Origin of the sequence: Fortiea contorta PCC 7126 (assembly GCF_000332295.1) — a bacterium.
Lineage (GTDB): Bacteria > Cyanobacteriota > Cyanobacteriia > Cyanobacteriales > Nostocaceae > Fortiea > Fortiea contorta.
On record NZ_KB235930.1, the window covers coordinates 313,403 to 336,461 of the forward strand.

At 42.3% G+C, this 23,059-nt stretch carries 19 protein-coding genes; 6 read left to right on the top strand and 13 right to left on the bottom strand.

Features of this window, described 5'->3' with window-relative positions; translation table 11 throughout:
- Positions 1 to 192: 192 nt before the first annotated feature.
- The gene (hemL, locus tag MIC7126_RS0101495) at positions 193 to 1,491 is read right to left on the bottom strand and encodes a glutamate-1-semialdehyde 2,1-aminomutase (RefSeq protein ID WP_017651346.1); all 1,299 of its coding nucleotides are present in this window, start codon (positions 1,489 to 1,491) and stop codon (positions 193 to 195) included.
- A 222-nt stretch (positions 1,492 to 1,713) separates the two neighbouring features.
- On the opposite strand from hemL, the gene hisIE reads away from it, so the two are divergent.
- A complete protein-coding gene (gene hisIE / locus MIC7126_RS0101500; protein WP_026099957.1) occupies positions 1,714 to 2,364 on the top strand; it encodes a bifunctional phosphoribosyl-AMP cyclohydrolase/phosphoribosyl-ATP diphosphatase HisIE in 651 nt (216 codons plus the stop codon).
- Between the two features lie 50 nt (positions 2,365 to 2,414).
- On the opposite strand, the gene MIC7126_RS28955 is transcribed toward hisIE, so the two are convergent.
- The gene (locus MIC7126_RS28955; protein ID WP_017651348.1) at positions 2,415 to 2,585 is read right to left on the bottom strand and encodes a PepSY domain-containing protein; all 171 of its coding nucleotides are present in this window, start codon (positions 2,583 to 2,585) and stop codon (positions 2,415 to 2,417) included.
- Between the two features lie 793 nt (positions 2,586 to 3,378).
- Here MIC7126_RS28955 and MIC7126_RS0101510 point away from each other — a divergent pair.
- Positions 3,379 to 3,576 carry a DUF2811 domain-containing protein gene (locus MIC7126_RS0101510; RefSeq protein WP_017651349.1) on the top strand — a complete coding sequence of 66 codons (198 nt, stop codon included), beginning with the start codon at positions 3,379 to 3,381 and terminating at the stop codon, positions 3,574 to 3,576.
- Between the two features lie 466 nt (positions 3,577 to 4,042).
- On the opposite strand, the gene MIC7126_RS0101520 is transcribed toward MIC7126_RS0101510, so the two are convergent.
- Positions 4,043 to 4,762, bottom strand: coding sequence for a response regulator transcription factor (locus MIC7126_RS0101520; RefSeq protein WP_017651351.1), 720 nt, complete (start codon positions 4,760 to 4,762; stop codon positions 4,043 to 4,045).
- A gap of 739 nt (positions 4,763 to 5,501) precedes the next feature.
- On the opposite strand from MIC7126_RS0101520, the gene MIC7126_RS0101525 reads away from it, so the two are divergent.
- Positions 5,502 to 6,128 (top strand): CPP1-like family protein, encoded by a 627-nt coding sequence (locus tag MIC7126_RS0101525; protein WP_017651352.1) that lies wholly within the window; start codon positions 5,502 to 5,504, stop codon positions 6,126 to 6,128.
- Between the two features lie 104 nt (positions 6,129 to 6,232).
- On the opposite strand, the gene MIC7126_RS0101530 is transcribed toward MIC7126_RS0101525, so the two are convergent.
- The 3 genes from MIC7126_RS0101530 to MIC7126_RS0101540 form a co-directional block, all read right to left on the bottom strand.
- On the bottom strand, positions 6,233 to 6,946 hold the full coding sequence (locus MIC7126_RS0101530) for an HAD family hydrolase (RefSeq protein WP_017651353.1): 714 nt from the start codon (positions 6,944 to 6,946) through the stop codon (positions 6,233 to 6,235).
- Positions 6,947 to 7,106: 160 nt separating this feature from the next.
- Positions 7,107 to 7,811: an SDR family oxidoreductase gene (locus MIC7126_RS0101535; protein WP_017651354.1), complete on the bottom strand. Its 705-nt coding sequence runs from the start codon at positions 7,809 to 7,811 to the stop codon at positions 7,107 to 7,109.
- A 214-nt stretch (positions 7,812 to 8,025) separates the two neighbouring features.
- Positions 8,026 to 8,805 carry a phosphate ABC transporter ATP-binding protein gene (locus tag MIC7126_RS0101540; RefSeq protein WP_017651355.1) on the bottom strand — a complete coding sequence of 260 codons (780 nt, stop codon included), beginning with the start codon at positions 8,803 to 8,805 and terminating at the stop codon, positions 8,026 to 8,028.
- Between the two features lie 753 nt (positions 8,806 to 9,558).
- Here MIC7126_RS0101540 and MIC7126_RS0101545 point away from each other — a divergent pair.
- The gene (locus MIC7126_RS0101545) at positions 9,559 to 9,855 is read left to right on the top strand and encodes a hypothetical protein (RefSeq protein ID WP_017651356.1); all 297 of its coding nucleotides are present in this window, start codon (positions 9,559 to 9,561) and stop codon (positions 9,853 to 9,855) included.
- Positions 9,856 to 9,872: 17 nt separating this feature from the next.
- Here MIC7126_RS0101545 and truB read toward each other — a convergent pair whose 3' ends face one another.
- From truB to ligA, 6 genes are all read right to left on the bottom strand, one after another.
- The gene (truB, locus tag MIC7126_RS0101550; RefSeq protein WP_017651357.1) at positions 9,873 to 10,751 is read right to left on the bottom strand and encodes a tRNA pseudouridine(55) synthase TruB; all 879 of its coding nucleotides are present in this window, start codon (positions 10,749 to 10,751) and stop codon (positions 9,873 to 9,875) included.
- Between the two features lie 75 nt (positions 10,752 to 10,826).
- On the bottom strand, positions 10,827 to 12,620 hold the full coding sequence (locus tag MIC7126_RS0101555; RefSeq protein ID WP_017651358.1) for an alpha/beta hydrolase: 1,794 nt from the start codon (positions 12,618 to 12,620) through the stop codon (positions 10,827 to 10,829).
- 329 nt (positions 12,621 to 12,949) lie between these two features.
- A complete protein-coding gene (locus tag MIC7126_RS0101560; RefSeq protein WP_017651359.1) occupies positions 12,950 to 13,867 on the bottom strand; it encodes a DMT family transporter in 918 nt (305 codons plus the stop codon).
- Between the two features lie 265 nt (positions 13,868 to 14,132).
- Positions 14,133 to 15,311: a GNAT family N-acetyltransferase gene (locus MIC7126_RS0101565; protein WP_017651360.1), complete on the bottom strand. Its 1,179-nt coding sequence runs from the start codon at positions 15,309 to 15,311 to the stop codon at positions 14,133 to 14,135.
- Positions 15,312 to 15,459: 148 nt separating this feature from the next.
- A complete protein-coding gene (locus MIC7126_RS0101570) occupies positions 15,460 to 16,083 on the bottom strand; it encodes a fasciclin domain-containing protein (protein WP_238553590.1) in 624 nt (207 codons plus the stop codon).
- 63 nt (positions 16,084 to 16,146) lie between these two features.
- Positions 16,147 to 18,186: an NAD-dependent DNA ligase LigA gene (gene ligA, locus MIC7126_RS0101575; protein WP_017651362.1), complete on the bottom strand. Its 2,040-nt coding sequence runs from the start codon at positions 18,184 to 18,186 to the stop codon at positions 16,147 to 16,149.
- Between the two features lie 282 nt (positions 18,187 to 18,468).
- On the opposite strand from ligA, the gene MIC7126_RS26975 reads away from it, so the two are divergent.
- Together MIC7126_RS26975 and MIC7126_RS0101585 are read left to right on the top strand one after the other, a co-directional pair.
- Positions 18,469 to 18,867, top strand: a complete 399-nt coding sequence (locus MIC7126_RS26975; protein WP_017651363.1) for a hypothetical protein — start codon at positions 18,469 to 18,471, stop codon at positions 18,865 to 18,867.
- A gap of 165 nt (positions 18,868 to 19,032) precedes the next feature.
- Positions 19,033 to 20,019, top strand: coding sequence for a glycerophosphodiester phosphodiesterase (locus MIC7126_RS0101585; RefSeq protein WP_017651364.1), 987 nt, complete (start codon positions 19,033 to 19,035; stop codon positions 20,017 to 20,019).
- Here the strand turns inward: MIC7126_RS0101585 and MIC7126_RS0101590 are convergent.
- The gene (locus MIC7126_RS0101590) at positions 20,012 to 22,762 is read right to left on the bottom strand and encodes a zinc-dependent metalloprotease (protein ID WP_017651365.1); all 2,751 of its coding nucleotides are present in this window, start codon (positions 22,760 to 22,762) and stop codon (positions 20,012 to 20,014) included. The two genes, MIC7126_RS0101585 and MIC7126_RS0101590, sit on opposite strands and share 8 nt — an antisense overlap.
- Positions 22,763 to 23,059: the final 297 nt, after the last annotated feature.

The window sequence follows — 23,059 nt, forward strand, 5'->3', positions numbered from 1 at the left end:
TTCCACCAATATATTCGTTTGTTAATAGTTTTAGCTTGCGCTAATAGTAATAGTGCTGAGTAATTTCCTTAAGTATGTTTATACTCAGCACTTTTAACTAAATCAGTCTCAAAGACAAAGGGTGAAAAGTTACCTTGTAGCTACATGCTGTACTTCATCGTGGTTTGCTTTACTTCAACTTGCTTATTGAGGTTATAGGCTAGACAGCACCTCTTTGGCGACAGCTAAAGTCTGCTCAATATCTGCCTCAGTATGAGCAAAAGATGTAAACCCAGCTTCAAATTGAGACGGGGCTAGGTAAACACCACGCTCTAACATGCCACGATGAAAGCGTCCGAATTTGGCTGTGTCAGATTTTTTCGCATCTTCGTAATTATGGACTGGGCCCGAGGTGAAAAATAAGCCAAACATCGCACTGATGTTACCGCCACAAACCGCGTGACCTGTTTCTTGAGCAACTTGCAATAAACCATCTGCAAGTTTTTGGGTAATTTGATCAAGATACTCGTAAGTACCTGGCTTTTGCAGCAATTCCAGGGTTTTAATCCCAGCTGTCATCGCTAGGGGATTACCAGAAAGTGTACCAGCTTGATAAACAGGGCCTGCTGGTGCAATCATTGACATGATATCTCGACGACCACCATAGGCTCCGACTGGTAAGCCACCACCGATAACTTTACCCAAGGTTGTTAAATCGGGAGTGATGCCAAATTTTTGTTGCGCGCCACCGTAAGCGATGCGAAAGCCTGTCATTACTTCGTCAAAAACTAACAAGGCGCCGTGTTCATGGGTGAGTTCCCGTAACCCTTCCAAAAAACCAGCATCGGGAGGAATGAAGCCGGCATTACCAACAACTGGCTCTAAGATGACGCCAGCAATTTCGTCGCGGTTTTCCTCAAATAAGGCTTTGACAGCTTCTAGGTCGTTGTATGGTGCTGTTAATGTGCTGCTGGTTGCAGATTTAGGTACTCCAGGAGAGTCGGGTAAGCCGAGTGTGGCTACCCCCGAACCTGCTTTCACGAGGAACATGTCAGCGTGACCGTGGTAGCAGCCTTCAAATTTGATGACTTTTTCTCGGTTGGTGTAAGCCCGCATTAGCCGCAATACTGCCATACAAGCTTCTGTGCCAGAATTCACAAATCTTACCATTTCGATGCTCTTAACGGCATCGATGACCATTTCTGCCAGTACATTTTCTAGTGCTGAGGGTGCGCCGAAGCTGGTACCTTTTTCTAAAGCTTCGTGGAGGGCTGCAATTACTTCTGGGTGGGCGTGACCGCAAATAGCAGGCCCCCATGTACCAACGTAGTCAATATATTGGTTGCCGTCTACATCCCAAATATAAGCACCTTTAACGCGGTCAAAAACGATGGGTTGTCCACCAACGGATTTGAAGGCGCGGACTGGGGAACTCACTCCTCCAGGCATCAGATTTTGAGCAGCGGCGAAGATTTCTTGTGATTTTGTGGTTCTAATCGTTGTATTGACCAAGATTTTCTCCTAGTGGTGAGGAACAAAAAAGCTCTATCTTAGGATAGGTTGAAAAACTACATCAGAATTCTAATCGTATAAAATTAGCAGCACCCAAAAGATGACATTATGTTATGCAGGCTGCATTTGCAAAGCCTGGGGGATGAAAAAGTACGTTAGTTGGGCGGTCTAGAATGGTATCGTGAGTCTATGAATCATTCTCACGAACACAAACTAGCTGGTATGTTTTCTACCGATTCGCATTCACTGCACCATGCTATCCCGCTCGAGAAAATCCGCTACGATGAACGGGGTTTAGTGCCTGCAATAGTCCAAGATTATCTTGATGGTGCGGTTTTGATGATGGCTTGGATGAGTCGGGAGTCGTTACAAAAGACTTTAGAAACTGGTGAAACTTGGTTTTGGAGTCGCTCCCGTCAAGAACTGTGGCACAAGGGGGCGACTTCTGGACATATCCAAAAGGTTCAGAGTGTCCGTTATGACTGTGATAGTGATGCGCTCTTAATTGGCGTAGAACAATTAGGGGATATTGCTTGCCACACTGGTGAGCGCAGTTGCTTTCATCAAGTGGATGGGCAAATCGTGTCGCCTCCAGGAGACACTTTATCACAGTTGTTTGAGGTGATCTGCGATCGCCGTGACCACCCCAATGAAAATTCTTATACTTGCAAGTTGTTTGCAGGTGGCGATAACAAGATTTTGAAAAAGATTGGTGAAGAAAGCGCTGAGGTGGTGATGGCTTGTAAGGATGATGAACTAGAGGCGATCGCATCGGAAGTGGCAGATTTGCTCTATCATACCCTTGTGGCTCTAGCTCACCACCAAGTTGATATCAAGGCGGTGTATCGTCGGTTGCAAGAGCGCCGGAAATAAAGTTAAGTTGCAAGATTATCGGCTTGTGCAAAATATCGATAATTTTGCAACTAATTATATTTTATTAGATGAATATGCTGACCTAGAACTATTTCGTCAATTTCGTGCCAGAAAACTAACACACTTCCTGTTAACCCCGCAATGCACAGCAGCACTCCACCTACTAAACCCAGCCAACGGTGTAGTTGAAACGCTGTGTTGCGAATAATTTTTGTATTCATGGTAGATGATTTTTAATAATTGCAGCTTTAGCGATGAATCAAGCTTTATTCAGGCTCTTATTATAATAAGATTAGATGCAAAAATATATCATTAAATAATTTGATAGTTTAGTGACAAATTTAGGAATAAGCGATCGCTCATTATTAAATCAGGACTTATACAATTGGCACATATATTCCGGTCATGGAGGAGTGTTCATTCCAGTCATAAATGTGCTTAATAAGAAAATATCTCACTAATTAGTCTATTTTTATGGATGCGATCGCCTTGATTACTCGATGCAGATGCGCGAGGTAGGGGCCAAAACCTGAGAAAATTAAATTTCGTCACAAGATCAGATTTTTGTAATTCTTATTATTGAGGGAAATTTTCCTCACTGATTCCACAGGGTTTCCACAGGGATTTTGGCAGTTTTCCACAGATGCTCTACGAGGTCATAGGCTCTTGCTGTCTTACTGGGGATTTTTTACTTCTAAGTATCGAAAATGAAATAGACTGAGTTTTTATTGAGAAATGTAACAAAAACCCAGTCTAAACCCTGATTATTTCGTAGAAAATTATTTTACATACTAAAGTTTTTAACATTTCGCAGCATTGACAAACCTACCCCCTCTTACTGCACAATGGTTCGGCTTGCTGTTGTAATCTGTTCTCCCGTGGCAGAAAACATGTGTAAATTATTTCAGATGTTGATACAGACCGTGGGGCACAGAGAAGATTGCACACAGCGCCCTAGGCTACCCAAAGCGAGCAATTAGTACCTCTTGATTGACCTCAGAGGAGGAAAATCTCATGAACGCAACAGTTAGCATTTTTACGGAAATTCCCGAAACACTGCACGAATCTCTCCAGAACTACCTAGAAACCCATCCTGATTGGGATCAAAATCGAGTATTGACGGCGGCCCTATCATTATTTTTGCTGCAAAATGGAGACAGCGATCGCCGCGCTGCCCGTGTCTATCTGGAAACTTTGTTCCACCACAGCTAAATAAAAGACTTGAGTAGGAAATATGAAACTACCTGACCGATTCTAGTGGTCTGTCTCATAAGTTCGTAGTCGGGACTTTAGTCCTGAATTTTTAAGCACTTTAGTGCTGACTACAAACTTGTCAAAATTAATGTGACAGACGACCAGAACCAGACTGCATCTGTGGAAGATAAATGACCTTTTTCACCCACGCCAGATGTACCGATTTCTTTCATCGGCAGATTTCTTGAGTAAAATTGCCAAACGCGGCCTACCGCAGACCAAGGCGGTAAGCCGCAAGTATTGAGAATTTGGTAATTTTGAATTCACCGTACTGCTACTAGTACAGTATTTATAATTAATGAAAAGTTTTCGGTTAGCTACATAAACACAAATATTGTTTTGAGTCAAACCGCAAAAATTCACTAATTTTTATACATTCGCAAACAGTTTATAGTCGAGAGCTTTTTACTCTTGACTATAAAACTTAAGAATTGGCTTCCATTACCTGGGGGTAAGCAGGACACTCAAATTTGTACCCTACACCACGTACAGTTTGAATTAAAGCAGGCTGGCTAGCATCGATTTCAATTTTCTTACGAATTTGACCGATATGTACATCGACAACCCGCTGGTCGCCCACATACTCATAGTCCCACACCTCTTGAATTAGTTCTGCACGCCGCCAAACTCGACCTGGATGGCTGGCTAAAAAATGTAACAAATCAAATTCCAAAGCAGTTAGTGGTACTGGTAGGTTATTAAGCGCCACTTCCCGCCGTACTGGATCAATCATCAGTTTTTCAAATACTAGGCGTTTTTGTTCGGCTGTGGTGACAACTCGCTGACGCCTCAAAATAGCTGCTACTCTGACTTCCAGTTCTCCCAGTCCAAATGGTTTGGTGAGATAGTCATCAGCACCTTTAGCAAAGCCACGAATCTTGTCGGCTTCGTCAGTGCGGCTAGTCAGCATCAGCACAAAAACACCATTACGACTTTGCATCTCTTGGCAGAGGTTGAACCCAATCACATCTGGTAAATTCACATCTAGAATCACCAAATCGGGGTTAAACTGCTCAAATGAGGCTAAGGCTGTTTTACCATCCTCGGCCGCCTCTACCTGATAGCTCTGCTTGATCAAAAAGCGTTGGATTAAATTCCGAACCGCAGGGTCGTCATCAACTACAAGAATCTTGGCAGGAGCCATGACCATCACTTTGCACAGAAGTTCATAGGATTAACAGCAAAATTGCGTAAAAACGCAGTTTCCACTTTGAGGGAATGATTAAGAATCTACAAGGCTAGGAGATGCATTTCCTGATTATTCAAATAATAGTGTAATCAGGATGTGGGACAGTTGCAGTAACAACTTTGGTATCCAGCGTGATTTAGATGCGAGCGCCTGGAGCTACGACTCTACGCCTAGTCAGCAAATTCTCTGTTATTACCAACAGGAGATTAGTAACACATAACACTTTATTATCTCTATTATGGTGTAATTTAAATCACTTGAGAAAGCGATCGCCATCACAGTTATACGAAGGCTTGATGAAAACTTCATCAAATTTGAGTAATTTCCATTTCTGCGGGAGGAAGAGTATCAGGTTCCCATATCCCTAACATCAGTGTCTGTGAATGTTGCTGGTTTGCCAAATTTGCCACAAAAAAGTAATTTTTCTCATAAAAAATGCGTCTTAGGTATCCTATCTTCAAATTCTAGAGTAGAGCTAGAATTAGTCAACGACATGAGGGTATACACGGAGTTATAACAATATGTTAAAGTGTTTGTAGATAAATTTTCCCAACCGATTAGACTAAGCCGTGCTACTATCCAGGTAGAGCATGAAAATCGGTTAATCTACTGGTTTTAAATGAGGATAAAACTTAAAAGTTGTTTTTCTGTCAACAGAAGACTGCCGTTGACTAAGGCTAAAGTATAAACTCCCATGAGCGATCAAAATCCCTACGAAAAACTTGGGGTATCAGAAGATGCTAGCTTTGATGAGATTCAAGACGCTCGCAATCGTTTACTCGAGCAACATAGTGGCGATGCTAAACGTCTAGAAATAATTGAAGTGGCATACGACGCGATTTTAATGGATCGCTTACGGATGCGCCAGGAAGGTAAAATTAAAGTGCCTGAGCGTATTCGTTTCCCAGAGCTAAGAGTGCAATCACTCCCCAAAGAAAGTCCTACCCCCCGCGAGCAGTCTCCTGCATGGCTGCAAAGGATGATAGATAAACCAACACCTACGGACGTGCTTCTACCAGGTGCTTGGTACATTGGTTTGAGTACTATCAGTATATTTTACCCAGCAACCGGGGATCAAGTTTTACAACTGGCGCTGGTAGTTGGAGTAGGAATCAGCATTTATTTTCTCAACCGCAAAGAAGGTAAGTTTGGTAGAGCAGTTTTGTTCACCCTGATTGGACTGATACTAGGCTTAGTTATCGGGGGGCTAATTGCTGGTTGGTTGTTACCACAAATAACCTTTATGAGTCTGACGCCGAATCAGTTTTCTACGGTGTTGACGTTTATTTTGTTGTGGTTGGTTAGTAGTTTTCTGCGTTAAACCGATTAGAGTCAGCTACACTTACAGGTGCTAAAACACGAGCAAAAACACCGCCTCTGCAAAACTAGTTCGCAGAGGCGGTGTTTTATCGATGTCAACAGAGGTTATCTTATTGCAAGTTGCTCGTGAGCAGTACTTGCGTTTTTAAGGATGAAATCTACAGCGAAGGTTAAATCAGGAATAATGAAGTCTGGGTGATATAGTTTTAATTGAATGCGATCGCGGATACCAGACTCTACAGCCATCACCTTGATATCGTGTTTTTTCGCAGCAGTAATATCCGCTTCTGTATCTCCCACCATCCAAGTATCCCTAGCTGGCGGTAACTCTGCTAAAGCCCGCGCCATTAACAGGGGTTTGTCTTCGATGTCGCGGGTTTTCACATAGTCATTGCTCAAACAATAACAGCGATTTTCGGGAAAAAATCTGCCTAAATCGTATTTTTTAAAGGCATAGTCTAGTTCCCACACCCGCCGCATTGTCATGACTGCCAAATCGACGCCAGCTGCTTGAATTTTTGACAGAGCATTGATCGCACCGGGCATGAGGCTATCATACTGGAAATAAGGCTCTGTATGCACCGTTTGCCGCCGTAACTGAGCAAATTCTTGTGATTGTGCGGCATCTAAGCCAGAATTCATGGCAATTTGCTTTTCGGGAATGCGCGCTCGCTTCATCTGCCAAAACTCGGTTTTAGACAATTCTTGCACTGGTTGATTTGGGCGGCGGATTTTCTCCAGGCAAAATTGATAAACGCGATAATAGCGCTCGGAAACATCGATAATCGGGCCGTCGAAGTCAGTAATTAGTCTTAGCATCGGCGGAGAAGTTTAACTTTTATTAAGATTATCGCAGTTATTGTTATGTTTAGTTGTGATTTGTTACTTGTTATTTGTGATTTGTGAGCTATCGAATCATGAAAATTGTCCTTCGCTTGATGAGTGAGGTAGTTTCAGACTTCAGTTAGCTGCTGTGAACTTAGAAAAACAGATGACTGTCTGGTTGGATGTTGATTTCCATTGGTACGGCTTGAGGGTCAGCGCTCAATGCAAAGAAAATCGCATTAGCAGCGGTTTCAGTAGTAAGCATTTTTTTCCTGTCCACCTTCAAGCTGACGTGATCCCAAAAGGGTGAATCGACACCCCCAAAGTAAAATAAGGTAAATTTAATCCCGAAGCGTTTAAGTTCTTCTGCCATACACTTGCTAAAACCAACGACGCCAAACTTGGAAGCAGAATAAGCTGCAGCCATGGCCATCGAGTGCTTACCCAGAATTCCCACTACGTTACAAATATGGCCGGATTTGCGCTTTTGCATCTCCTCAGCTACCGCCTGAGTGGTGTAAAAGCTGCCTTTGAGGTTGATGTCTAGCATCTTGTCTAAATCGGCTGGTTCTAGGCTGTTGTAGGGTTTGAGGATACCAGCACCAGCCGCATTGACTAGAACATCTATTTGACCAAATTGAGTGATCGCTTTTTCTACTAAAATATCCACTTGTTGGGGATCAGTAATATCGCAGGGGATAGTCAAAACCTCACCTGGTAATTCATCTGCCAGTGTTGCTAATCGCACTGCGTCTCTTGCGGTTAACACTAGCCGTGCGCCTGTGTGAGCTAGTTTACGGGTTAAGGCTGAACCAATACCACCCGTAGCACCGACAACAACAATAACTCGATCCTGCATTTTATGTTTTACATTTCTTTACACACTGTATTAATCATACACTGATACACGTAGTAGCGGAGCTAGGCTAAGATAACGGATTGATAAAAAATACTTTGACAACCGTAAACACCCTGAAAATCAAGAATTGAAGATGGTGGTGAGTAGGAATTAATCAGATAAATTCCTATTTTTTGCCATAAAGCAAGTGGTAATTTGCTGAAAATAACAGACTTCAATTCAAGCGTGCTAAGAGGTAGTCGCGGGTACGCATATCAAGAGCATTGGTAAAAATTTTGTGTGTAGCACCAAATTCAATCATGCGACCAACGCGATTTTCATAGCTATTAAAGAAAGCCGTAAAATCAGATACGCGGGTGACTTGTTGCATATTGTGACTAACAATGACAATTGTTACTTCAGAGCGTAAACTCTGGATGAGTTCTTCAATTTTCATGCTAGCGATTGGGTCAAGTCCAAAGCAAGGCTCATCCATCAGAATAACTTTTGGCTTAACTGCTAAAGCGCGAGCAATGCAAAGTCTTTGTTGTTGTCCACCAGACAATTCTAAAGCTGACTTGTGGAGCTTGTTTTTGACTTCATCCCACAAATCTGCAGATTTAATTGCAAATTCAACAATTTCGTCTAATTCTGCTTTTGGGCGCCATCCCACTATTTTTACCCCATAGGCTACATTGTCATAGACACTCATAGGAAAAAGGTTGGGTTTTGGGAGCACCATACTAATTTGACGGCGCACCCGATTCAAGTTGACTCGGCGCTCATAGATATTCTGCCCAAAAAATTCTACTCTCCCTTCAACATGCACATCTCCTTCTAATTCACACATGCGATTCAGGGATTTTAAAAAAGTGGACTTACCACAACCACTAGGGCCAATAATTGCCGTAACTTTGTCTTGAAAAATATCAATTGATATTCCTTCTAAGATTTTTTGGGTGTCGTAATAAAAGCTGAGGTTTTTGACTTTGATAGCTGGAATTAGTTTATTCATCTTTAGTAAAATATGTGGAATCAATATTACTGTTCAAGGGTTACAAGACAGATATGTAATTGAGCGTAACAGCATATTGTTCTATATATTGCCTAGTGGTTGGTATATTTTATGGAAAAGACATAACTGAAGATTAAATAAAAACTGTTTTGATGTGCCAGGGAATTAATATTAGTTTCTGGTATTTACTTCTAAGTAAAAGAATGGTTTAACACATCAGTCGTAAACTTGCGAGTGAAAATTTTGATCTGATTATCTCATTCCTTTGCACAAATGTGGAAAATATGAGAATTGCATTGCTTTTTGTCTGTAATATCCCATAGACATGTCGGTTGCAGCTAGAAGATGAGTAGACCCTGAGCCTATTCTGGCTTCAGATGATTTGCATATCTGCGTATTTGCTTGATTATTTACTGACTATTGATATGTTGCATATCATTTCGTTTCTACGGTTAAAAGTCAAGAGTCTAAATTTACTTGGGTCTTTCAGAGTGACACTTGCTGAGATAGAGTTTTTATCGGGAATATGGTTGGATATTGGGTAAGTGCAGGGCGAGTATTTCAGTATTGGTATCAAGTTGAAGCAAAACAAATTTTGTCAACAGTAATGCACCTACAAATTGACACGGTGAATAAGTATCAAACTTAGCAGCATGTTGTCGAGGCGCGGTAGTCAGGTAGATGAGGACATAAACTAAAGAGATAATCGTTACACTAAGAGACTTTCCAGCCTGTTTCTTGTTGCCTAGTATTATGAGAGCGAGAATTGAAAATCAAGTACTAATCCTCAATCATGAAGACCTCCCAGAGTTTAAGAAGGGGGGTTCTGTGGTGAGGAATTCTTATTTTTGGGCGTTGCGTTCGATCGCTGGTCAGGCTTCGCGCTATCGTGATTGGGAGTATGAATTAGAGGTGTGGTTGGCGCTGTCGCGGATGTTGTTGTCGTTTGCTGAGTCTGGATACTTAGGTTATCGAGAGACTATTTTAGAGTTTCCGCTGTCTCAAGGAGAAATCCCGACTGTGTTGCGGAGTGTGTCAACTTGGGAGTGAGAGGATGTTTTATATGGTCAAGAAATTGGTTCAAAGACCATCTGGGGAATTAGGATATTTTCTTGTATTTGACCGATTCCTAAAAAGCGAGTCTCTTCGTCATAAACTCGCGCTATTCCTGATAGGTCTTGGGTGAGGGGAAGGCGTTGTCCCTGACACCATTTCTCGGCAGATGTCGCTGCTAGGGTTAATGATGGTAGATGTTGTAGTGCTGTGTCTGGGAGGATGGGTTGAAATGTACCGGCTTGTAGTTGCGTTTCTAATTCTGGAATGGTGAGACTATTGGTGAGGTGAAAGCCACTGCTTTCGGTGCGTGTCAAAGCTGCGAGAGTACCACCGATTGTTAAGGCTGCGCCTAAATCACGAGCGATCGCTCTAATATATGTACCACTTCCACAGGCGATCGCTAAATCCAATTCTGGAAAGTCTCCCCCTCGCCAATCTAAAATCTCTATTTGCAAAACTTCAACTGTACGCTTGGGCGCTTCTACGATTGCGCCTTGGCGTGCTAAGTCATACAAGCGTTTCCCATCTACTTGAATGGCGCTGTAACTGGGTGGGATTTGCTCTATTTTCCCCACAAATGCTGGTAATGCAGTTTTCACCGCCGCTAAACTTAATTGAGAGCAAGGTTGAGATGTGATCACTTCACCTTGTAAATCATCGGTTGTGGTTCGTACACCAAAGCGGATGGTGGCTTGATAAGCTTTGTTTCCTGGTAAATATTGCAATAATCTTGTAGCTTTACCGAGGGCGATGGGTAAGACGCCGATAGCTGCGGGGTCGAGAGTTCCCGCATGTCCCACACGTTTGAAGCGCAGGAGTTTTCGCACTCGCGCCACACAGTCATGAGAAGTCCAGTTAAATGGTTTGTTTAAGTTTAGGAAACCTTGCACGGGGGGTTGATACTTGAGCGTGAATCGGAAATAAGTATAACCTTATTACCTGTTGCCCATAAGCGTAGGCGGGATTTAAAGAAAAATCATCACATGCAATAATGCTACACCTATATCCAACATCCAAAAACCAAAATTAACTATAGAGTTGGAAGAAGCTTTGTTGGTGGCTTTCCCGGCTTTGAGGTCAGCGTTGAGGGCTTGTATGAGTTCATTAATGCTCAAAGACTTAACTAAACTTAAACTCAAAGGCTGGGTGGAGATAGCTTTGGCGTAGGTGGCGTTGAGATAAGGTGTATATTGTGTGGCGTTGACGACATGAGTTTGAAAGAAAGGCAAACTCAGCGCGTTGATGTATTGTCTTGCTTGGGCTGGATGATCGCCGATGACTTGGGAATGTAAGCCGGTGGGTTGGTTGGCGATGTTTCCGTTACCAATAGCGGAGAAGTGGGTCGCACCTACGAGCATGACGAGATATTTGTGTGAATTCGCCAACCAGGAGAATGGTAGGATCTGTTCATATAATGCTGGTGCAACGGTGTCATCACTGCTACCGACAACCATGACGGGGATTCGCACTTGGCTTAAGCCAGCTTTGCCGAAGATGGAGCTAGTAATGGGATTAACAGCGATCGCTGCTTTAACTCTGCTATCTTGCAAGTTATCTTCTTGACCTGGGTTATTGTTATCCAAGGTTAAAGCGCGACACTGGAGTAATAAGGACATATTCCAGGTGCTTTGCAGCGCTTGTGGTTGACAGTCTTGCTGGAGTTGCTCGAAATTAATTTTAGCGCCTGCTAAGGCTAAGGCTGTATATCCACCTAAAGATTGACCGAAGACTCCGACTTGTTGCAGATTTAACCGACCTTTGAATTGTGAGCCAGACTGGTTGTTTTTCTCTAGTTGGTCAAGAATATATTTGACATCTAGGGGTCTGTCGCGGAATTCGTTTGGTTGTGCTGCTTCGCCGGCTTGTTTATTGAGTAGCGATCGCAGTTGTTGGGTATTGCTACCGGGATGAGTGGGAACGGCGACGGCGAATCCGTGGGAAGCTAGATGAGTTGCTAAATATTGAAAGTTGCTACTGTCTGTCCCCAAACCGTGAGAAATGACGATGACAGGCGCTGGACTTTTGAGGTTGGGAAGATAAATATCGGTTAATAATAACCTGCCACGTGTGGCATCGAAAAGCTTGAGTGTCTTTGTTTGCAGCTTAAACTTTCCCGGACGCCGCAAATCTGGTAATTTGGCAAACTTTGTTGCTGCTTGAGTGATAGTAGCTTCTATATCGGATTTTTTAGTAACTGTAGCGATCGCTTGACTGGTTTCATGTACCAATTTTTCTAATTCTGCAGCTATTCCCAAACTATGTGCTAAATCAATGTCCAGAATTCTGGTAGGATACTTTCGTAACAAATTTAATAACGTTAGTCCTTCTGGTTCCGCAGACGCCGAAATCAACGCCGATCTTAAAGCGTCGAACTTTGGCTGTGGTTGCGAAGGTTTATCTTGAATTACTTGCGCTAATCGTCGCAAAAGAAATTCGCCTTGGGGTGTATGCAGAAATTGTGCTACTACCACCGGGCTAACTTTCACCGGGGTGCGTAAAATTCGCTTTAATTCGGCGAGCTGTGTTGGTGATAGATATTGCTGATAGGTGGCTAATTCTTTGTCAATTACACCCGTCTTGGCATAGTTTTCTAAAGAATTAACTGAAATAGCAAAATCTAAGGCTGAATAAGATGCATGAATGCGTTCTGCTGCAATTACAGAATTATTAATTCCTAATGTAGGTAGCAGTACTGACAGAACCAGCGACAGGGGAAATTTTTTCAGGGGGCTGGCCCAATTACCAAACAAACTAATCATCGCTCAACTGTTTCGCTGATGTTGTGTCACGAGGCGTTAGCTTTGGTAGTTATGCGGACACCCTGGTAAGGTTAATTAATATTAATCGCCTCAATATTTATTGATTGTTGTAGTTTGATTCTCTTGGTAGCAATATCTAAAATTAACTGCAACTAAGCTCAACAGGTATTAGAAATGCTTACCTAGCAAGAGATTAACTGTAGGAGATGCGGTTACGATGAAATGATAACAAATTAAAAAATACTCCGCCTCAGTATTTATAATGTAGCTTTCAATATGTAATGAACACCTGCATTTCCAAGGCGGTAAGAGTTACTAAATGATGGTGATTAGTGATTTTTTTCTAAGGCGATCGCCATGGCACCAACTACAACCAAAACAGCACCAACGACACCGATTAATGTCATTTTTTCGTGTGGAATCAGATCAGGTGCAACCACGGATACGGTAGCAACTGAAATCAAGGTAACAATAGGAGTCAAAGCAATAACTGCACTGACTCTAGAAGCTTGCCAATGTTCTAATGATTCCGCAAAAGCACCGTAAGCAATTAGAGTATTGAGAGCACAAAACAATAACATTCCCAAATGCAGATTACTGAGTGTAAAAACTGTTTGATGGCTAGCAAAAGGTGTGAATAAAAATGCACAACCACCATAAATCACCAGCATAATATGAGCAGAAGATAAAGATTGCAGTAACTGCTTTTGCGCCAGTGCGTAAATAGCCCAAGCGAGTGATCCTAACATCACTAAACCACTGCCAAAAATATATTTGTCATGCCCTGTTATTAAATTTGTTAATTGTTCATGAAAAAACAAAACATAACCGCTAACCATGACAGCAACACCAAGCCATTGACGCGGTTGATAATGTTCTTTAAAAACAACCAATCCCCCAAAACCTAACAACAGAGTAGATAGTTGAATAATTACCTCAGCATTCGCAGGTGATGTGAGCGATAAACCTTGCATAAATAGCAAGTAATTCAGTCCCAAAAAAATAGTAGCGATCGCTAACAACTTTCCCGAACTAGAACGCAACTGTGCTAATTGTGGTAACTGTCCCCGTGCTGCTAAATAAATAGCCAACAACCCAAAGGACACTAAAAACCGAAACCAAATCACCGTATAGACATCCAGAGCTTGTAGCGCTACTTTTAAAGCGATCGGTAGAATTCCCCATAAAAAGACCGTTAACAGCGATAGTACTAGACCTAATCGCCAGCGACCAGAACTTTGATGCATCATTAGTCACAACTAATTTACATTGAATGGAATTAGCAACTGAAACCATGAATTCTGATTTCAATGACTGTTGTGCGAAAGTTGATGATCTCTGGTACACTGCCGAAAATCAGCAAATTTCTCGCCTCCACCACCTTTGTATGCAGAAATCAGGAGTGGATTGATCAAGAATTGTCGCTAATTGGGCAGATGTGATAGCAAACATGGGGCGATAATGAATCATGCTTACTATTTCGCACCAGAAATATCCGCTCCCGGTAAGAAATTAAAAGAAATCCACCATTGTTGGTGAAATACCTGCAAATATTTGTGTAGCTGCTGATAAAGCTGTTGTTGTTGTCGCCAGTTTTCCCATCAATTGCAACTGGGTGGGAGTAAAAAAGCCTGTGTACAGTGTTGCTAATCCTTTGATATCTAACTGCAACTCACCCTTTCCTCCTTTTGTGACTTCACCACGCCCATTGGCAACAGACAAGATGAATTTACCATTGTTTGCCGCTAACAAATCATCTTGCACCTCTAGGTGTAGTTCCGCTTCGATTCCCAATGGATAACCTCTAGCTGACAAAGCTTGAACTACATCCACAACTCGCAACATCCAGCGTTTCTGGTAGCGGACTTTAGCAGTTTGCTCTGGTAACAGGAGCGTCAGGGAATCAATGGCTCCACTTTTCCAACACACACGCTCAATTTGAGAGCGATGTTTAGCGAGAAATGACCAGAAACTTTGACAAGCTGTGGGTGTGAGCATTACCCAATCTCTCACCGACAAGATTGGGCCATTTTCTGTGCGTTCTTGAGTAAAAATAATGTAACCTTGGGGTTGTTGTGCAGTTCCCATCAAGTAACCATAAATTGGTTCTTGATTTTTAGTTCTGAGAATTCCTTGCCAAATCGCTGAATGTCTGTCTAAATACCCATCGATCAGTTTTGCTTGTTGGCTGTATGGGTGATTCAAGTCTTGATGATTAATTGGCGATATCGGTGTGAGCGGTAGAGGTTGCTCTCTGACCTCAATACTATCTGTGGAAACTTCCCAAAAGCAGTAATTCCCCCCTTGTTCATACCCAGCTTTGCGGTAGAGACGTTGAGTGGCTGGATAAAGCACGGAAATGGGGACACCTTGACTGTGCAATTCTTTGAGGGTGTGTTGCAAAAGAGCGATCGCTGCGCCATCACCGCGATATTCTGGAGCAATACCCACAGAAGCAATCCCCGACATCGGTACACGCACACCACCCCACCACTGACCCATGTCTAAAATCGCTAACCCACCGACAAGCTGCTGCTGTTGTCGCAGAATGCGGAAATTTTCTTGACCAATCCAGTTTATGTAGACTTGTTCTTCACCTGGTGCGGTGACAAAACACTGCTCTTGCAGAGTTGTCAGCTTAGTTGCTTCCTCTGCATCAGCCAGAGTATGGTATTCAAATTGCCGTGTCATGGTTTTGGCTGTTGTAACATAAAACTACGAATATGTTACAACTAAAAATCTCCTGGGGGAAGCCAGTTTACGTCTACGTAATTGACGAGCTGTATTCTCGTGTAGAGACGAAGCTCAAGCGTCGTCTCTATATTTATGGTGCGACCAACTACAGTTTCAAGCCAGGAGGAAGTAAGACTGTATCAATAACATGAATCAAACCATTGCTGGCTTTGATATCTGCTGAGGTAACTTTGGCGTTACCAACGGTGATGTTAGGCTTTTTGACTGTGACTTTAACTGAACTACCTTCAACTGTCTTGACGTCACCAGATTTGATGGATTTAGAATCAACTGCACCAGGAACTACATGATATGTGAGAATTTTTTGCAGAGTGGCTTTGTTTGCAGGCTTGAGTAGTTTTTCGATGGTTCCTTTTGGTAATTTAGCAAATGCTGCATCTGTGGGTGCAAATACGGTGAATGGGCCTTTACCAGATAAAGTTTCCACTAACCCTGCGGCTTTTACTGCTGTCACTAGGGTCTTGAAGGAAGAATTAGCGCTAGCAACTTCAACAATTGTACCGGGTGCTTTAGTTGCTGATGGTGCAGGTTTAGCTGTTGAAGTAGGTTTAGCAGTGGGTGCGGAGGTAGGTTGAGCTTGTACGAAGGTGGGGATGGACACTAAAAGACTAGCAGAAGCAATGGCGATCGCGGCTTTTTTACCAAGAAAGTTGATAGATGCTTGGCTATTCATGGGAACAAACTCTAATTTATGTAAAGTTATGCTCAATTATGTTACAACATTCCGGGTAAATACTGTAAGTAAAATTGAATCATCAAGATTCACAAATAACTACTCACCCTCCACCATCGCTAACAACTCAGCTTCAGTTAACTGAGTAATTCCCAAGGCTTGAGCTTTAGCTAATTTAGAGCCAGCATCTTCACCGACGACCAAATAATCCGTTTTTTGACTCACTGATTCCCCTACCTTACCACCGGCTTTTTGAATCAAAGCTTTGGCTTCGTCTCGCTTTAAGGTGGGTAAGGTGCCGGTAACGACAAAAGTTTTACCTGCTAATAGTTGAGGACTATTGTCAACTGCGATAGTTGCTGTATCAGATGCTAATTGCAAATTTGCTGCTTGGAGGCGCGCAATCAAATTTTGATTAGCGCTGATGTGGAACCACTGGTAGACAGATTCGGCGATTTCGACACCAATACCGTAAATACCCGCAATTTCCGATTGCTTGGCTGCAGCTAATTTTTCCACATCAGGAAATTTCTCACTCAACAACTGAGCATTGACAGTGCCTACATGACGGATGCCTAAAGCATACAACACCCGTGACCAAGGTTGGTTTTTAGATTGAGCGATCGCATCGACTAATTTCTGTGCTGACTTTTGCCCCATTCTTTCGAGTGTACATAACTGTGTTTCTGTCAAGTCATATAAATCAGCTACAGCATGTACCAAACCTTTATCCACAAGTTGATGTACTAACTTTTCGCCCATACCTTTAATATCTAAAGCATCACGACTCACCCAATGTTCCAGCGCTCCTTTGAGAATAGCGGCACAGGAAGCATTAACACAACGGGTGACGGCTTCGCCTATTTCCCGCACCACTGGTTGACCACAAACGGGACAATGGGTAGGCATGATAAAAGGTTGAGTATCATCGGGGCGGAGTTCTTTGAGTACTCGCACCACTTCGGGAATGATTTCTCCGGCTTTGCGAACAATCACCGTATCACCGATGCGGATGTCTAATTGCACAATGCGATCGCTATTGTGTAAAGTAGCACGGGAGACTGTTGTACCTGCCAGTTGCACAGGACGCATTTCTGCTAACGGTGTTAACGCTCCCGTCCTTCCCACATTCACCGCAATATTCTCTACACGGGTGGGCGCTTCTTCGGCTGCGTATTTCAAAGCAACAGCCCAGCGAGGGAATTTCTGCGTGAACCCCAGTTGTTCCTGCAGCTTAAAAGAATTGAGCTTGACTACCACCCCATCAGTCATATACGGTAAATTCAACCTTTGGGTATCCCAATGCTGATAGTATTGAGCCACATCTGAAAGCGACTTGCACAACTTGTGGTTTAAGTCAACCTTAAAACCCATTTTCCGCAGCAATTCCAAAGCTTCCCATTGGGTGTTGGCGATACTAGCATCGTCTCTATCAGAAATATGTAACGTATAAGCAAAGAAATCTAACCGACGCCTAGCGACAATTCGGGAATCTAATTGTCTGAGAGTACCAGCAGCAGCATTGCGGGGGTTAGCGAATAACTGTTCACCAGCTTTTTGTCTTTCTTCGTTGATTTGTTTAAACACATCTAAAGGTAGAAACGCCTCACCTCGTACCTCCACCTTTTCGAGAATTTCCAACCCATCAAAATTTAACCGGAGAGGAATTGAGCGAATTGTGCGGATATTTGGGGTAATATCTTCCCCCGTCACACCATCACCTCTAGTAGCACCTCTAACTAGAATGCCATTTTGATAGGTAAGAGCGATCGCCGAACCATCTATTTTTAGTTCAGAAACATATTCTACCGACTCTATTTTCGGTAGTTGTCGCCGCCAACGTTGATCCCATGTTTGCAGATCATCAACATTAAAAGCGTTCTCTAAACTATACAACGGGATGTTATGCCGTATCGAGGTAAATTGAGTTGCAGGTTTCTCTCCTATCCGTTGAGTGGGACTATCCGGCGCGATTGATTCTGGATGTTGAATCTCTAGTTGATGCAATTCTCGATACAACTGGTCATAAACTGCATCCTCCATGATTGGTGTATCAAGGACGTAATAAGCATAGCTTGCTTGTTGTAGCAACTGGCGCAATTCTTCTATGCGCTTCACTTCAGGCTGAATCTGGATCATAAAACTTATTGTAGGGGCTAATGGCTAGTACAAAAGGCTGAAGTATGAAGTGAAAAAAAGTTGCTCAGTATTTGGTGATGGTCTTCTCATCCGTGGCGCTACTAGTAAATTCACCAGTCGTGGCTTAATTTATTCCATATCTAATTTGAGAAACACTTGTGCATAAAACAATTAAGGCTGCTCTATCTAGTTAGTGTGCCTCAAAAACTCAAAAACATACACTCCTACAGGCTTATTTTACTAATATGTTGTTACGTTCATTAGCTTTTACCGCTTCTGGTAATGAGTTCATCTCAATATCAAGCAGCTTTTGATCAATATGTCGGTCAAGGCTATCGACTAGTTGATGTTAGTGGTTACAGCGTTAACGGTCAAGACCGCTATGCAGCGATTTGGGTGAAATCTGGTGGTGCTGCTTGGGTAGCGCGACACGGAATGAGTTCAGCGCAATATCAAGCAGCTTTTGATCAATATGTTGGTCAACGTTATCGACTAGTTGATGTTAGTGGTTACAGCGTTAATGGTCAAGACCGCTACGCGGCGATTTGGGATAAATCGCAGAGTCCAGCTTGGGTAGCGCGACACGGAATGAGTTCAGCGCAATATCAAGCAGCTTTTGATGAATATGTTGGTCAAGGATACAGACCAGTTGACGTGAGTGGTTATACTATTTCTCCTTAATTACGGTACATTTAAATTCTGTGGAGACATAGCGATGTTACGTCTCAAGCTCTAAAAAACTTTGGCGTAACTCTGCGTTGAAAAACACAACAATTTTACGCAAACAGGTTGAAGATTTCCAGCTTTTCTCAAGTTGGGAATCTGACCACATAACCAGCATAAATTATGACTAGAACTGGGCAAAATACAGCGCCAATTATTATCGCCCATCGGGGTGCAAGTGGTTATCGTCCAGAACACACTTTAGCTGCTTATGAATTAGCTATTGATTTAGGGGCTGACTATATTGAACCAGATTTAGTGATAACTAAGGATGGTGTTTTAGTTGCTCGTCATGAAAATGAGATTTCCCAAACTACGGATATTGCGACTCATAGAGAATTTGCTCATCGTCGTACTACTAAAATTATTGATGGTGAAGTTAAAAACGGTTGGTTTACTGAAGATTTTACTTTAGCAGAGTTGAAAACCCTCAAGGCGAAAGAGCGAATTCCCCAAGTGCGATCGCACAACACAGTCTATGATGGATTGTGGGAAATCCCGACGCTATCAGAAATTATCGATTTAGCTCAACGCAAAGACGTCGGTATCTATCCAGAAACTAAGCATCCCAGTTACTTTCAATCTGTTGGTTTAGCCTTAGAAACACCTCTGTTAGCAATTTTGTCAGCTAACAATTATCAAGGAACTCAAGCGCCTGTTTACATTCAATCTTTTGAAGTTAGCAATTTGCAATATTTATCGACAAAAACTGTTCTACCTTTGGTGCAATTGCTCAACGACAGCGGTCAGCCTTATGATTTTGTCATCAGCGGTGATGCTCGCACCTACGCAGACTTGACAACTGCATCAGGATTAGCAGAAATTGCTGAATATGCACAGGTGATTGGTGTAAATAAAAATCTGTTGATCAACAAAGATAGTCGTGGTAAATTGCGATCGCCTACATCTTTAGTTAACGATGCTCACGCTGCTGGTTTGCTCGTTCATGCTTGGACTTTCCGCAATGAGGATTTCTTTTTAGCTACAGATTTTCAAGGAAATCCCGCAGGCGAATATGAATTGTTTTTCAGCTTAGGTGTTGATGGCGTATTTAGTGATTTTCCCGATACAGCGAGAATGGGGAAGAGTCACCAATCACCAATTACTTAGACACTAACTGTGCATTTAATGCTTTGGTAATCCGGTCGCCGGCAATTTGTAAATGAGCTAATGTGTAGGTGTCGAGGTTTTTACCCAGTTGTTTCAACCGCATCTCAATAGCAATTTGCAGTTGGCGCAATTCATACCAAGCTATTGTCTGTCCGTCTGGTGCTACGTCATGATTACCCAACACCATTTCTAACAAAATATTCAAATGTTCTCGTTGTAATGAACGCCGAATGCTGGAAATGGGTTTTGGTTCTCCTGGTGCGAGAACTTCTCGCCAAATACCTGTTTGTAAGGTGTCGAAGAGTTCGGGGATGGAAAGTGCTTGTCCTGGTGCTGTTTTTAATTCTAGGTCTTGTAACCGATTTAGACGATCGCTATCTAAGAGCGATCGCAATATGGTACTTTGAAATTTTAAAATGCGATCATGTATGGGATAATCAAGACGGGTGTTTAAAATTGGGCTACCCCAATGCTGCCATCGTGACGGTGCTAACTGATTGAGCAATTGTGGTGGAAAATTAAACGCACCCTCATCAAACACATACTCTTGCAAATTTATCAATGCTTGGCGTTGTTTTGCCAAGGGAACTGGGACAAACGCCCAAGAAGTATCATCACCACCATGAAGACGTCGGAAAGATTGTCCGCCAATATATTTAGATACTAAAGCGGCGTTACGAAAATAGTATTGCAACACTCGATTAAATAAAACCCGCAGATTACTATAGCTTTCTCCAGGTGCGAGATAAGCTTTGTCCAAGCGTTGCCACATGACACGAGCATTATCCATTTGCCATTGAGAATAAACTAGCACATCGCTGCTCATATCCCAAATATTTGCGAGGGGATTAATATCCCAAATATCCTCATCTGTGGCGTAAGATAATTCTGGTTGTGGCGATGCTAGAGCAATCTGTTCCAAAAAGCTTTTTTCGGCTTCGGGGATAATTTCTGCAATTCCGGCTTGAGGATTTCTTTTATAACCATACTCAATTGCCCATTCATCATAAGGCCCAATCACGCTTGGGAAATATTCACCTTGTTCTACTCCCTGGGGTGCAATATTTACGGGTAGATAATCCATTATCGAACCCGTTAAACCTTTGGCGTGAGTAATTTTTTGATTATTCAATTCTTGGGGTGTTAACATCGTGCTGCCATGAAAGTTATGGCGCAAACCGAGAGTGTGTCCAACTTCATGAGCAATTAGAGAGCGTAAATATTGATGTACATACGCCTTCATCGCTTCATCATCGGGTGTAGTATTTTGTAAAAGCGACAACCCCAATGCTCCTATGGCTGCTTGGTTAGCAGATTCCATACCGTAGCAAAGCTCAGAATCTTTTGGCAAAGTTGATAATCTAGAGTTTATAGCCCCAGATACATCTCCATGAATACAATCTGAGGTGGAAGCAATACCGCTATTTTCAAATTTTTGCTCAAATCCTGGTTTGCTTACCTTAGACGCGACATAAGTACGATATCCTCGCTGAATTGATCGCACCATATTAGCATCCACAAGCACATCTGCATCTAGTATTTCCCCAGTCAAAGGATTGACGCGTGTGGGGCCGATGGCAAAACCAGCATCTAGAGAATTAAACCAGCGGATGGTATTATAGCGTACATCTGCAGGATGCCAATCAGCATCATCTGGCATTTGTCTGACTTCTAAAGCATTTTCAAATCCAGCTTTGGCAAATGCTTGATTCCACATCAGCACACCTTCACGAATGGCGTCGCGGTACTCGAAAGGTACTGCGTTCTCAATCCAAAATACGATTGGTTTTTTTGGTGACGATAAGGGTGCATTTGGATCTGATGGTTCCAGATGCCAACGATTAATATATCTGACAAATGGTTCGGCGGTTTGATTTTGAGATAAATTTTGAAATGTCGTAATAAAATATCCGACTCGATCATCAGCTAGTCTGGGAATATAACCGTTTCCTTCTGGTAGTTGGGAAAAACTATAATGCACTTTTAGGCTGAGTGCTCTGCTATCTGCTAATGTAACTAAATTTGCCCCTTCTGGTGCAGTAAAACCATAAACTGTATCAATTTCTAAATTATCTGGGAAACTGTTGACGCTATTAAAGTAAGATTTACTTTGCTCCAGGTGATAATCAGCCTGCAAAGAATATTTTAATAAAGCAGTTAATCCGGGAAAATCTTGCATCAGCAGATAATCTAAATTAACTAAAATATTCTTACTGTGTGAATCAATGTTCTCTATGGGTAGGGAATAGAGCACCGAATCGCTGAAGGAACGATCTAGCGATCGCTGTTCTGGTGTACCATAGTCGGCACGGAATTTCACATTGCGCGCGACAAAATGCAAATTATTCTTAACTTGTCGAAAATAAAAGAGAAAATCTGCTAAGGGTAAGCCACTATAAATCCCACTTTCCCCAATCCCAGATTCTAATGTCACTGTCGCCAAAAAGTTTTTATTGAGTTGTTCGGGTTTAATTTCCCAATAAATATTACCCGAATCTTGACTGTAATAAAGTTTAAATAGTCTTTCTTTTTTATCTGTCCCGTTGACTATCTCCAGCAATTGCCACCAATCTTCTGCTTTCTTTTCTGGAGAATAGTTTTCGGCTATTGCCAATGTCTCAACTGCTGGCAGAGTATCTAATGATTGTACAGCAAAATTTGCGGCGGTGGCTGCATCTGCCATCAAAAAAAAGTTACACAATAAAATTGTAGAAATAACTAAGTTGATCATCCAGTGTTTCATTCTTGAATTTTCCCCCGGAAACAGTTTTGAATTTGAGGAAAAAATGTGGATGAGCGCATTATCTGTAAGTTATTCCCATCATTACAGATTACACATTGCATCAATCCACAGTAAAAGCTACGCCAATAGTCATCAACTAGTGGGTATTTTAAAAAGTGAGTCGGTGGAAATACACCAAACTATATTACGAAACATAAATACTCTGGAAACTCTGACCAATGATTCATAACAAAGGACAAATAACGACCCTTGCTAGTTATCTTTAATTGCGCCGACCTACCTAACTGTGATATCTGT